Below are 13,372 nucleotides of genomic sequence, written 5' to 3'. Positions count from 1 at the left end.
CGAACGAGGCGATCGGCAGCGTCACCGCAGACGGTGCGTATGATACCCGCAAATGCCACGACGCCATCGCTGACCGCGGTGCCCATGCCGTCATCCCACCCCGCAAAAACGCTAAGTCGTGGAAGGCCGTCACCGCGGGTGCGGTGGCCAGAAACGAGGCCCTGCGAACTTCGAAATACCTCGGCCGCGCTATCTGGCGAAACTGGAGCGGATACCACCGCCGAAGCCGCGTCGAGACCAAGATGCACTGCGTTAAACTGCTGGGGCAGCGCCTCATGGCGCGGGACTTCGACCGACAGGTCGCTGAGCTTCAGGTCCGTATCGCCGTTCTGAACGGCTACACCGCCCTTGGCATCCCTGTCACAGAAGTCGTGGGATAAATCCGTCCGGGGAAAGGGGAACTCCGCTCAGAGACGGTTTTGTGCAACAGAGTCGATCTGCAGGCGTAAGTGTCGGCCCCGCGCCGATCGCGAAAGATGCCGCCTGTAGGTGTGTCGCGCCGATATCCTGCATCGCGGCCTCACATCTTGGGATGTTCCGCTGCGTGTGAAGCCTGTCCACCCTCGCACCCGAGTCGCAGGAGTGCTCGTCGGGCGCCAGCGCCGTTGACCTCATCAATTCGTGACCAAGGTACGGCGTCGTTAAATATGATTATTAAATCAATATTAACAAATTGGGTACAAGACTGTCGTTCTCAAGGAATAGTGGGGTACCATGAACAGTCGGGCGAGAGAAAGCTCGTTGATCTCCGAACTGGCGGCGATTCCCGCGATGGTGGCAACGTGTGACGGGCAGGGTATCATCCTGTCCTTCAGCCGCATGATGATCGAGGAGGCCGGCGTCTCGCACCGGATCGTGGCGGGACGTGACCTGACCGAGTTTCTGGATGCGCCGTCCCGGATCGTGTGGGCCGAACAGATTCTGGCGAAGCTGCCGCTGGCGGAACGGATCGAAAACCTCCGCCTCACGGTGCAGCGCGCCGACGGCTCGACCTTTCTTGCCCTGGCCAGCGTCGCGCAGGTCGACAAGGACCTTCTGGAACTGGTGCTGAAGAACGTCGACTTTCTCAAGGACATGGAGACGCGCCTGCGCACCAAGCGCGAGCGGTTGACAGCTGTGCTCGAAGGGACCGGCGCGGCGATCTGGGACTGGAACCCGCGCACCCGGGAACTGAACGTCAACGACCGCTGGGCGCAGATCGTCGGGTACGAGATCGAGGATCTCGCGCCGATCACCGTCGAGACATGGCAGATGCTGTGCCATCCGGACGATCTGGAACGGGAACGGCAGGCGATGGCGAGCCATCTGTCGGGGCAGCGCAGCACCTATGAAGGCCGTGTCAGGCTCAGGCACCGCGACGGGTCGTGGGTCTGGGTCCGGATCAGCGGACGCGTCACGTCGCGCGATGCGAGCGGACAACCGGAGTGGGTCAACGGCATCTTCCTCGACATCACCGAAGAGATGCTGGGACGCACGCGGCTGCGCCGGGCCGAAGAGACCCTGGACAAGGCGGCGCGGCTTGCAGGTCTCGGGGGCTGGGAGGTGGACCTGCGCGACAACCAGATCACCTGGAGCCCGGAGACCTGCCGGCTGCACAATGTCCCGGTCGGACAGACACCTGACAGCCTCGACGCGGCCTATGCCTTCTATCCCGAAGCAGCGCGGGCGGTTCTGAAGCATGCGGTCGAACAGGCGTTGCAGGACGGCACCGGATGGGATCTGGAACTGCCCTTCCGTCCCAACGGTGGCGGCGAGAAGTGGGTGCGCACCATCGGCGAGGTGCATATGGAGGACGGCGTGCCGGTCCGTCTGAGCGGCGCGTTTCAGGACATCACCGAACAGAGACGTCGCGCCGACGCGTTGCAGCTTGCAAACGAACGGAGCGAACTGGCCATCGGGTCCGGGGGCATCGCCATATGGGAAGCTGACATCGTCACCGGCGAGTTGACCTTTGATGAGCGGATGCGCGCGTGCTTCGATCTGCCCGGCGACCAGACGCTGCTGATCCGGGACTGGATGGACATTCTCGAAGACGGGTCCCGGCAGGATTTCCGCACCGCATGGACCGGGGCCATGCGGCACGGCACGGCCATGGATGTGACCGTGCAGGCCAGGGTCGGCGGGGAGATGCGCTGTTTCCAGATTTCGGCGCGGGTGCATGACCGCGACGGCGCGGGTTCGGACCGGCTGATCGGCGTGTGCCGGGACCGCACGGCCGAACACCGGATGACCGAGGACCTGCACCGGGAGAGAGCCTGGCTGGAGACGAGCCTGCGCAGCATCGGCGACGGCGTGATCACCGCGGACCCGGAGGGGCGCGTGGTCTGGATGAACCCCGTGGCGGAGCGGCTGACCGGCATGACTGTCAAACAGGCCGGCGGACAAAGGTCCGACACGGTGTTCCGGGTCATCAACGAGGTGACGGGGCGTCCCTGTGCCGATCCCATCGCCGATTGTCTTGCCGCCCGGAAGGTCGTGACGCTGGAAGCCAATGCCACGCTGATCAACGGCCAGGGCAAGGTCATCGCGGTGGACGACAGCGTGGCGCCGATCCTTGCGGATGACGGCGCGTGCCTCGGCGCAATCATGGTGTTCCGGGACGTGTCGGAGCAGCGCGAGCACACCCGCCTGATGGAACGGCACGCCAACCTCGACCAGACCACCGGCCTGCCGAACCGACGGTGGTTCAACGCCGCGCTCTCGAATGTGCTCTCGCGCAATTACCGCGAACGGCAGAACCATTTCCTGGTATTCTGTGACCTTGACAGCTTCAAGCTGGTCAATGACCTGCACGGGCATGCGATGGGCGATGTCATATTGCGGGACGTGGGTCGCATCCTGCGTCAGGCCTTCGACGATACGCACCTGGTCGCGCGGCTCGGCGGTGACGAATTTGCGATCATCGTGTGCGACGTCGAACCCGAGGACCTGAGGGAGCGGTTGCAGACGCTGTGCGCCGACATTGCCCGTCTCGCGGACCAGCACGCGCTGGCCCCGGCGGCGCGATCGCTGGGCGCCAGCGCTGGCGCGGTTCATCTTGCCCGGCATTTCGACAACCGGGGCGAGGCGACGCGTGCCGCCGATGCCGCCTGCTACCGGGCCAAGCAGAACGGTCGCGGGCAGGTGGTCTTTGCCGGGGAACTGGCGGAAGTGGACCGCGAGACCGGTCGCGCGGACGAGGATCTCTACCAGCTTCTGGAGCACGCCATCTCCGAAGACAGGCTGGGTGTATATTTCCAGGAGATCCACACCGTCGCGGGACCCGGGGACGGCAATGCGGCGCCGATGGTCGAGCTGCTCGCGCGGCTCAGGGCGCCTTCGGGTCACCCGATCTCGGCCGGGATATTCATTCCGGTTGCCGAACGCAGCGGCCTGATCACAAGGCTGGACAAATGGATGCTGCGCAAGGCGCTTGCGCTGGTCGCAGCGAGGCGGTTCGGCCGCGACACCGTGCTGTGCGTGAACATGTCCGGAGCCTCGGTCGGGAGTGACCAGTTCTGTCTCGAAGTCCTTGAACTGCTGGAGATGGCCGGACACGGCGGTTCCGCGAACATATGCCTCGAGATCACCGAGACGGTCGCCCTGCATGATCCCGACAAGGTGGCGAGCTTCGCACGCAAGGTGCGTGCGACCGGCGCCAAGGTGGCACTGGACGATTTCGGCGCGGGCATGTCTTCGATCCGTCACCTGCACAGCCTGAAGGTGGATTTCCTGAAGCTGGACGGCAGCTTCGTGCGTGATATCCAGACCAGCCGACTGACCCGTCTCACGCTGTCCTGCTTCGTCGACCTCGCCCGGGAAATCGGTGCCCGGACGATTGCCGAGTTCGTCGAGACCAATGCTATCCTCGAAGAGATGGCCGGGCTGGGTATCGATTATGCGCAAGGATACTTGCTGCACGCCCCCGAAGCCGTCCTAAAGGACGACGGCGGGATTTGAAAACCGAAAGCCCTGTCGCGGGTGCAATGGGCCGGGAGCGGACTTGCGGCAGCACAGCATCAGGAATCTGGGACGGTCCGCTTCCTGTGTAGGTCTCGGCCCCAAGCAGTCATTCAAGCCGTGCGCAACGAACGGCTGGTCCCAAGTCAACTCATCCATTACCGAAAGGAGTTTCTAAACGGCATCACCGGCCTTCGACTGTTCACATTCAGCCCACAGATTGAAACATCCCGAGCGGCAACTGAGGTGACTGCAGGTCTTGCTCTATGTTAATTTTTACTGCATCATATGAGGGCCGGAAAATTAACATGAGAGACAAAATGGCCTCTATCGCTACTGTGATCCTGAAAGAGCAGGACTATATCGAAACACGCCTTTGCCAACTGACCCTGGAGCGGCAACGCCTCATATCGGCGGGGGCATCCGGCATGTCTGGTCGTGGTATGGCCGGTGCCATGCATGGCAAGACTTCTGCCGGACAGTACACCTTCCATGAATGCCTCGCTGGACTGCGTGCCGAGTACATCGGTGTAAACGGCTGGGAACTCTATTACGACGGAGGACTGGAAGGAATCGTCAACAATGACCTGAACGTCATTGTTCTCGTCAAGACTGCAGATAGATGCTGTTCGGACTTCCATCGGCCCAAAACAGGCGACTTCGGCGCGAAATCTGAAAAAGTATGCGAGGGTGCAAGCCTGTTCGATCATGTTGGGGTGGATCTTCCTGCGGTCGTCACGCTGCCGTCACCGAGAAGTACCAACCTTAGGACCAACCGCTTCTCGGTGTTCTACCTTCTGCTCGATCCCGACGGCCGCATGGAATTGAGCATGCCCGTGATCGAGGACAGCAAAATCAGGGGGTTCATCGAAAGGATCTACCTTGTTCAGGACAGCGATCTTGACCCTGTCTCCGTATTGCCAGAAGACGCGCCGAAAGATGATGATCTTATCATCGACGTAAAGCGTAAGAATGGGAAGTGATGCACAACGGAAAGAGGCTGGCCGCGGCGCGTAAGCGGCGCAAAATGACCGCCAAGGGTCTTGCCAGACTGTGTGGGCTCAGCCCGGTCACCATCACGCGACTGGAAGCGGATCAAAATGACGCGGATCCCGCCACGATCGAAAAGATCGCCAGGGTCCTCGACTACCCGATCGACTACTTCACCTTGCCCGATCCGCCCGCCTTGTCTGCGGAACAGGTCAGTTTCCGAAGCCTAACCAACATGTCGGCGAAAGAGCGTGACGCCGCCTTTGCCGCTGGGGGCGCGGGTGTTGAGATATTCCGTTGGGCAGAGGAGATGTTTAACCTGCCAGGGCTCGACCTGCCGGACTTGCGTGCCGACGCGGAGTATTCGCCGGAAAGCGCCGCCGAGGCGCTGCGTGCTCATTGGCGGCTTGGAGATCGCCCGATCCCTGCGGTCCTGAAGCTGTTCGAAGCCAAGGGTATCCGTATCCTTGGACTGTCCGAGGATACGAAGAATGTCGATGCGTTCTCCTTCTGGATGGATGACGTCCCGTACATGTTCCTGAACTCCTTCAAGTCGGCAGAGCGCAATCTCTTCGACGCCTGCCACGAGCTCGGGCACCTTGCCATGCATCGTCACGGGACAATGGGCGGTGGCAGGGAAGCCGAGAACGAGGCAAACGCCTTTGCCTCGGCCTTTCTCATGCCAAGGTCCGACGTAATGGCGCATGTCCCGCGGTTCATCGACGCGAAGGTCATCCTGCGGCTCAAGCGGCGCTGGAAAGTCTCCGCGATGGCGCTGGCCTACCGTCTGCGCCAGCTTGGTTTGCTGACAGAATGGCAGCACCGCACGATCTGCATCCAGCTGGGCAAGCTGGGGTATCGAAGTGGCGAGCCTGAAGGCATCGAGAGGGAAACCTCGGTTGTCTGGTCGCAGATCCTGGCGGACCTGTGGTCCAAGCGCGAGACCAAGGAAACCATTGCCAAAGTGGTCCAATTACCGCTTGATGAGGTTGAAGGTCTTCTCATAGGCCTGCTTGCGCCAAATAAACATACCGACGCCCAACTCGCCGTATCAGATAACAAATCTGGGTTGAGGCTGGTTAAATAGAGTCGCTAAACGACCGGAGGCTCAAGAAACACTGGCTGCGGCGCATGCCGCGTCTTTTTGCTTTCGTGATCCGTAGGCTGCAACATCTTAGGGTTTGTGATTTCCGACCCTTAGCCGACCTTCCAGCCAATTGATGCAGATGGCCAGTTCCACCCTTAGCGTTGATTTTGGCGCCGCACGACCACTGGTATTCAGGTGTGGAAGCGGATTGGCCGGCGCCTTTCCGGCAAGACTTTCAAGACGCTATTTCATTGCGCTGGCGATTTAACCATCGCGCTCAAACCATTTCCACTCCGAGGCGTTTCTTCAGATTGCTAGGACAATTCAGCTACCTCTTCACTGAATAGACATTTTCCAAGATCATCTCCAGCGGTACAGCATGTGGTATCGATGCGTTCGGTCTGTCTAAAAGAAGGCGGATAACGCCTGAATGCGTGACTAACAAAGGCCTTACATTGCCGATTTTAAGCATTTCTTGCTCGACGCGCGCCCTAAAATCATCGATTGTCTCGCCGCCCTCAGGATCTTTATATTTATCTCGTTCTCTTTTCGGACGCCCCTCATAAATACCCCAGTGGCGTTCCTTCAGCCCATCCAAAAACACAATCTCCAATCCAAGGGCTGCGCCAATGATCTCGGCAGTTTCTTTGCAGCGAGAAAGTGGGCTCGAATAAATCGCATCGATTCCCGTCAGAAAACGGATCGCGCTTCTCGCATCGTGACGCCCACCATCATCGAGAGGGATATCCTTTTGACCAATAAGGGTGTCGGCGCGATTCCAGGCTGTCCTTCCATGACGCAGTAAAACAATGGATTTTGGAAGACGCATCTGCATAGCTTGAGAATTGGACAAACTCAGAGGAGAAGAGCTTCCATCAGAGGATCTCCACCCGCATCCATACCGAGAAGAGTAAGAAGTTCGACCTTGAACTTGCGTGCCACCTCACAGAGCTGCTTGAATTCCTCCGTATCCACACCTTTAGCACCTGGCAGTTCCAGCTGTGAACGAATTTCTGCATCGTCCAGAGCCGCCAGGAAGGTGGCGTATAGAGCTTGGACCTCCGACATTTTGTCCGCTCCATGAATCTTCTCAAGGCGCTCCAGAGGCGGTAGCGCAAGCAGTGTGGCAAGCTTCTCTCTCTTCACCGCAGCATTACAGTCAACGGTCTGACGTGCTGCTGCAATACCTGCAACATAGAGCAGCATGCGGGAGAGGCGCAGCTTCACGAGCCGAATTGCACGTGGCTTCGTCTCATCAGCAGTCTTGTTCTCAAAATCGACACAGATTGTCCGCCAGTAGCGGATCACATCATTAAGAAAAAAGCGAACGATTTTCTTATCATCAAGATCTTCGGTAATGTAGCGCGCAATAAGTTGTGAGCGCAGATCGTTGAAACCACTCTCGTTCGCGACCCACTCTCCTTCGAGGAGGTAGAGCATCCGTCGGGTGATGTAGGTATTTGTGTCGTCCTCGCCGCCTATAGTCGCGGTAAGTTGCGTGGTTCTAAGAGGGTTCGCAAATACACCGCCATGCGCGGGCATTTTGATCCCCTTTTCGATCAGTTTTGCCCGATACTCATCTTGCGCCGACTTGGCTGCCAATAGATCGCCGTCAAGGGTCAAAAAGAAAAGGTCAACATCTGAGCCACTCGTCGCCTCCCGGCGTGCCACACTGCCATTTACGCCGATTACAATATCCGCGGTTAAGGAGGGCGACTCGGTCGCGACTGAGCGCAGGGTTTGCAGGATACCTTCCGATTTCGCGCGAGCCGCATCGAGCACAGCAGCCACATCTCCAACTTCGGTCATCTTCAAAATTTTCATTGGCCTGCTATAAGCTCTTCAATAGAAATACGTCTTGTGAACTTGCTTTGCGTGTAACGCGCGTCCAACTGATTATTTTCGTACAAACCATTCTCTGCTTTCACGGTGAAAGCCCGATCTTTAACCATAACTTCTTCTTTCATCCAATCACTAGGGAGCCGATCCTTCAAGGAGGATATACGCTGGTTAGCTACAACCCCAAGAACTTCAAACAATTTTGGATGACGTTTGCGTAGGGTTGCCTCACTGCGCTCAAAATCACTCGCTTCGAACTCATCGATATTTGCCCTCATGTAGGCTTGCGCAACTGCATCTAGCAGTCGACCGCGGGCACCGCAGATCAAAAGAGTATAAACGTCATGCTTGAGGGACCAAAATGCGTCGAACTCCGAAAGTGGAGCGCGGCCGGTCTGGGCCCAATGTCGAACCGCTGCCAACATTGCGCGAGGCGCAGTACGACGCTTCATAAAGGCCCGGCTGCGTAGGATGCCATCCATTGTGTCAAAATTGATAGGACCTGCGAATAGAAACGCGTCAGGCCCAGAATGATGACCGTCAATCATTGCGAGCACTTCGTCGGGATCAAGCTTCGCGTCACGCAAGGAAGCGTAGACATCATGGCCACTTCGCGTCTCTCCGCGCACGATGCGGCGTGTCATTGAATGGTGATCAAGGTCGTATGCCTCGGCAAACACTGGCTCAAGCGTATGAGAAAGCGGCCCATGCCCGACATCATGCAATAGTGCGGCGGCGAGCAGTAAGCGGCGGCGTTTTTCCGGTAGCCCGGCCTCGTGCGCATAAGTTTCCGCAAGGCGGGCCACGCCCAAAGTGTGTTCAAGGCGGTTATGGCGGCGCCTGTGCGCCGAGCGCCCTGATCCTTGGCGCATGAAGTCGATCGCACCGAGAAAACCAATGCCAGCCAGCCGACGCAAAGGAGCAGTCGACATAAGTTCAAGAGCGAAAGGATCAACGAAGCTCACCTCCTCGTCGGAACGAAATGTAGCTTCGGCGATCGCAAGAGGCATCAGTGTAGATGGATCCGAGGCGTCCCTGCAGCTCTTGCTGCTTTCTAAATCATCCAGCATCCAAAATCCTTCCGAGCCCTAGAATGCGCCGCACGCGCGGGTTCGCCCCACGCACACATCTGGCCAATGCACCGTCCTGCTTGATGTAAGTGCTTCTTCCCATGTTGTCCAAAGTTTCTGTGTTCAAACTATGGAGAGCTCACCTCAGGCTTTCCTGTATCGCAGATTCTGAGCGTTTCTTAAAGGTTCACCGTGCGTCGGGGCGTCGGGAGGAGTGGAAATGTTCTTCCTTGTTGGCTTGCCTCGAATTTGCATAGGCAATGATCGCGCCTAGCATCGCAGCTCCTTGCGGCTTCCGTCCCTCTCCAAAAGCCGCATCTTCTTGCGCTTCGCTGCCGTTCGTCTAGGCCGCAGCGAACGACCGCTTCCCGCCCTCTGTGTGGGTCGTGCCCTGGTCGGAGATAAGTTGACCGACGTCCCCCCTCCTTGTGTTGGGCGCGCCATATTCGAGGCGCAGGCACATTCTCCGAGATCGGGCGACCATGCTGATGGCGGGCCGCCAGAGATTGGCCGGATGCGATGGATCGCGATCATGTGCGGCAGACGAAGCTTTTCTTGTCGCCAGTCGCTTCCGCGTGCGAGCGGATCGACTGGCTCTGCGGTCGAGGGGGAGACGGACATCGCCGCAAGAGTAGCATCCAGCGGTGCTTTGGTGTCTTTCAGGCGGGGCGGTGGACTGGGGCGTGCCTGAGCGGGCGGTCAGAACTGGCTCGGATGTGAAATAGATATTCTTAAACGTCAGGCACTAAATGAAGTAGGGGCGCCTTGCGGCGCCCCCTAAATACAGACCTTGGGACAAACTTGCCTCGGTTTGGGACAAACTCGACCGTCTTCTTCAAAAATGAAGAACTTGATGAAGTTCGTCCCGCGGGCCGGAATCTCCAGAAATTCTCCAACGAAATCAATGCCCTGAAAACGACCTGTATCTAACGAAGTGAAGTCTGTCCCGAAACCGGGGAAAGTTTGTCCCAAACCAGGCGATCTTTACGGTCCGGAAACGAACAAGGGCCCGCGTGGCGGGCCCTTGGCAGATTTCGGGTTCGGGGCGAACTTAGGCGGCGCGAATGGCCAGGACCTCGTTCACCGGCATGACAACGGAGGCCAAGCCGGTCGCCTTCGGATTCCGGAAGGCGGGCAATGCGCCGGTCATGACGCACTTTACGATTTCAGCGGTCGTCCCGGCCTTGCGCTGGCAGACGTTGCTGATCGGATGCAGGTCTTTGCCCGTGGCCACGGGAAGGGCGGCGATCCGGGCGAGGAAACTGTCCAAGCTGCGTCGCGCGAAGACCACGTTCCGGATGGCGCCCGGCGCATCCGCCGGGATCAGCGGCTTCAGGATGCCTTCCGAATACAGCGTCCGCGCCTGCGAAAAGCTCGCTCCGATATAGTCGGCCAGATCCTCCAGCGGGATCGCGCCCTCGAAATCCGCGACGAGCGTTGCGATTTCCTCGGCATCGAAGCGAATGCGGTTCCATTCCTCGGCGGTCGCGTCCGCCGGAATCCGGCCAAGCTTCTTCAGGATGCGCGCCATCTGAACGGACTTCCGCCCGAGCGTCTCACCGAGGCTCTGCACGCTGTGGAAGCGCCGGAATTCGATCTCCTGACCGAGGATCTTGTCGCCGACATCCAGCACGTCGTGCTCGATGATGTGGTCGCGCAGGAGGTCGCGGATCGGCCCAGGGTCCCGCCCGTTGCATTGGCGGTCGAGCCAATCAAAAAGCTTGCCGTACTTGGCCGACGGGCCTGCCTGCGCGGCTTGGAAGGGGGATGTCTCACGGATGAGATCCAAGGCCTTGATGATCGCTTTCGGCCCTTGGGCGTAGATCCGGAAACCGGCGTCCACCGCCGCCTCATGGCGGTCCGGTGCCAAAGTGTTCGGCGCCACCTTGTGCCCTTCTTCGATCACGACACCGAGCATCAGCGCGGCATCAAGCACCTGTTGCAGGCCCTGAGCCGCCAGCCATGTGTTCTCGTCGGGCTCCCCATGCAGTCGCGCTTCCAGCCAAGTCAGATAGCCCGGCACTGCGCCATCGGCGCACCGCCCGGGCGCAATGTCCTCCGCCGACAGCAAGCCTTCCTGGAGGGTACGGGCCTTCTGATCCAGCCTCTCCAACCAGACCCCGTGTTCGGTACAGCGATGCACCGGCGCAAAGCACCACATCAAGCGCTGCTTCCAGCCACGCGGCCCGCCATCTTCAGCAAGGCACGTCGGACAATACGTGTTGGCCGCCCGTGCGATGAAGTTCCACTGACAGGGCTCCCCCCGGAACATGAGGTCCTTCCCGACGGCCTGCAGATTTGACTGGGCGAGCTCAGTCACAGGGATGCCTGCGCCGGAGGCGAATACCTCCAACGCGGCAGGCTTGCCCAACACGAGGTCCTCGATCCTCAGGCCCATATCCGGCAACAGACGGTCGATGCCCATGCCGGTATGGATCACCGCAAGGCGTGCAGCGTAGGACAGGACGGTTTCGCGGGGATCGAAGGGGATCTGCGGATACAGGGCCATCAGCGCACCCACCCGCCTTCGAGGAGATCAGCGCGCAACGCGTCCCATTCGAAGGCATCGAACGGTGTCCTCGGCAGCAATCCGTACTGTTTGCTGAACGCCCGATGCGCATCCTCGAGCCGGATTTCCTGACGGCCCTCCTTCAGAACACCGATCATGATGGTCTTGGCCAAGCGAACCGAGCGGCCCAACGACCCACCCTCGGCGAAGAGGATCCTGGCAGCGAGATTGAGCCTCTCCGGCAAAACCAATCCGACGCCGGTTGCACATGCCTCGATACCGGAGGCGAACTTCCGGGCATCGGGGCTGCCACCCTCGATGCGTGACAATTGAAACGGAGGAAAACGCCGATCAGTCTCCTGATCAGTCTTGATCGCCTCGGGCAGCTTGCCGACGCCAGCAATGATGCAGGCCACCGGATAGTCCCCCTGGACCAGACTTTTGAGGGTCTGGATTGCACCCTCGACATCACGTCCGGATCCCTGCCGGAGGAGATGATGCGCCTCGTCGATGATGAGCAGACGGATGCCGCATTCGCACATGCGATGCCGTGCGATATCCCAAGCCTCGTAGGCTTTCACGCGGCTTGAGATTTTTGGATATCCAGTGGCGACAGCGATCTGGATGGCCAGAGCCCTGAGGGTCGATTCCGGCGGCACCGTCACGTAAAGCGTATTGCCCTCCCGCTTGGGCCCCGCGATCTGCAGTTCGGGCATCGTACGGAGGGACCGCCGCAACAGCGCCGACTTGCCACTGCCGGACTCACCGAAGACCATCAATCCATGGGTCTCGCCGGTCAGCGTATCCAGGAGCGGCTCGGGCGTCATCTCCCCATCAGGACCATGCCGGAACAGTTCGGCGATGCTCTTGTTCAGGTCTTCGTCACGGGGCAGGCGGATGTAGCGGTTGGCCAGCCAGAGCGCCTTCTCGTCAGCGGTGCTCTCGGGGGTCAGGATCGGATCGATGATTTCGAACATGGGATGTCTCTTTCGAAGGTCTGGGTTGAGTTTCCCCGGGCTCCTGACGCGGCCTGCGCAGGAGGGAGGGGTAATTTGGGGTGAAGTGGGGGTGTGGACCGTGGTCAGGCTGTTGCTTGGTGATGCCTTTGGACGTGCGATCCGGCTCGACAGGGTCGTCTTGTCTGTGTGGTTTTCTGCTCCTTCTACAGTCTTGCGGACGGCCAGTTCCGCTGATGCCTGTTACGTACGCGCCGGCTCTGAAAGTACAAAAGCCTTGCACGCATTTTATTTCGATGTTTTCTCAAGTCGCTGTAATGCAATGCATATTTCCGTGCCCGCGGACCGCCGCCCTTTCCGCCGCCGGTGCTGGCGACAGAAATCGGCGTGTAAAGATGGGGACGGCGACGCGGGAGCGTGCCGATGGTGCGTTTCTGTGTTTCGTGGTGCTGGGAGTAGTCTGGTCGAGCCACGGGGAGTCTGGCAACGACGATCTCGCTGCGAAAAGCATGGCAGTCCTGAAACTCGAGAGACGCCTTCGTCAGGCAGCGAAAGGCGCAGCGACATGTCGAAACCATGCCTTCGCATCATGGAAGGTAGACTTGTCTGGATTTTTTACCGCCGCCGGAGTGCTCTGGCATCGCCCGATATCCACCTTGGTACCGACACTGCGCGAACTCTTGGGGGGCCGCGCGTCCCATCGGGATGTGGACCATCTCGGGCGCGGCCCAGAAAGCGGGCTAGGGCTCCGCGATTGTCCGAGGCAACGGGTTTACCGGCGGCAACACAGAGCCGAATGTCCGGATTGAGGCACTTAACAGGATGAAATGTCCGGAAATGCGAGTTTTCGGACATCTGGTCGGCATCGTCCCTCTCGCCTCAGGGAGCGCTACTTGAGCTTCGAGGTCATGTCATAGGCCGGCATCATCCGGCTGTTCTGCCACCGCGATGATTTGACCGAGGCGACTATTTCGGCTGGGAG

General features: G+C 59.5%; 9 protein-coding genes. 4 read left to right on the top strand and 5 right to left on the bottom strand.

The window, feature by feature from the left end; translation table 11 throughout:
- The 4 genes from ACP16H_RS24855 to ACP16H_RS24840 all read left to right on the top strand — a co-directional run.
- Positions 1-380, top strand: a 380-nt coding sequence (locus tag ACP16H_RS24855; protein ID WP_425070187.1) for a transposase, incomplete at its 5' end; no start/stop codon positions are given.
- 334 nt (positions 381-714) lie between these two features.
- Positions 715-3,939, top strand: a complete 3,225-nt coding sequence (locus ACP16H_RS24850; RefSeq protein WP_425074858.1) for an EAL domain-containing protein — start codon at positions 715-717, stop codon at positions 3,937-3,939.
- Positions 3,940-4,259: 320 nt separating this feature from the next.
- Positions 4,260-4,922 carry a hypothetical protein gene (locus tag ACP16H_RS24845; RefSeq protein ID WP_425074857.1) on the top strand — a complete coding sequence of 221 codons (663 nt, stop codon included), beginning with the start codon at positions 4,260-4,262 and terminating at the stop codon, positions 4,920-4,922.
- Complete coding sequence (locus ACP16H_RS24840) at positions 4,922-6,016, top strand: helix-turn-helix domain-containing protein (RefSeq protein ID WP_425074856.1); 1,095 nt, start codon at positions 4,922-4,924, stop codon at positions 6,014-6,016. Before ACP16H_RS24845 ends, ACP16H_RS24840 begins: the two co-directional genes overlap by 1 nt.
- 328 nt (positions 6,017-6,344) lie before the next feature.
- Here the strand turns inward: ACP16H_RS24840 and ACP16H_RS24835 are convergent, their stop codons facing one another.
- The 5 genes from ACP16H_RS24835 to ACP16H_RS24815 form a co-directional block, all read right to left on the bottom strand.
- Positions 6,345-6,845 carry a histidine phosphatase family protein gene (locus ACP16H_RS24835; RefSeq protein ID WP_425074855.1) on the bottom strand — a complete coding sequence of 167 codons (501 nt, stop codon included), beginning with the start codon at positions 6,843-6,845 and terminating at the stop codon, positions 6,345-6,347.
- Positions 6,846-6,871: 26 nt separating this feature from the next.
- Positions 6,872-7,825, bottom strand: a complete 954-nt coding sequence (locus tag ACP16H_RS24830; protein ID WP_425074854.1) for a hypothetical protein — start codon at positions 7,823-7,825, stop codon at positions 6,872-6,874.
- 11 nt (positions 7,826-7,836) lie between these two features.
- Positions 7,837-8,925: an HD domain-containing protein gene (locus ACP16H_RS24825; protein WP_425074853.1), complete on the bottom strand. Its 1,089-nt coding sequence runs from the start codon at positions 8,923-8,925 to the stop codon at positions 7,837-7,839.
- A 1,051-nt stretch (positions 8,926-9,976) separates the two neighbouring features.
- Positions 9,977-11,434 carry a TniQ family protein gene (locus ACP16H_RS24820; protein WP_425074852.1) on the bottom strand — a complete coding sequence of 486 codons (1,458 nt, stop codon included), beginning with the start codon at positions 11,432-11,434 and terminating at the stop codon, positions 9,977-9,979.
- On the bottom strand, positions 11,434-12,411 hold the full coding sequence (locus tag ACP16H_RS24815; protein WP_425074851.1) for a TniB family NTP-binding protein: 978 nt from the start codon (positions 12,409-12,411) through the stop codon (positions 11,434-11,436). The genes ACP16H_RS24820 and ACP16H_RS24815 overlap by 1 nt, the downstream gene beginning before the upstream one ends.
- Positions 12,412-13,372: the final 961 nt, after the last annotated feature.

Origin of the sequence: Sagittula sp. S175, from assembly GCF_049800975.1 — a bacterium.
GTDB lineage: Bacteria > Pseudomonadota > Alphaproteobacteria > Rhodobacterales > Rhodobacteraceae > Sagittula.
The sequence above is the reverse complement of the archived record's forward strand: the minus strand, read 5'-3'. Positions and strand labels throughout refer to the sequence as shown.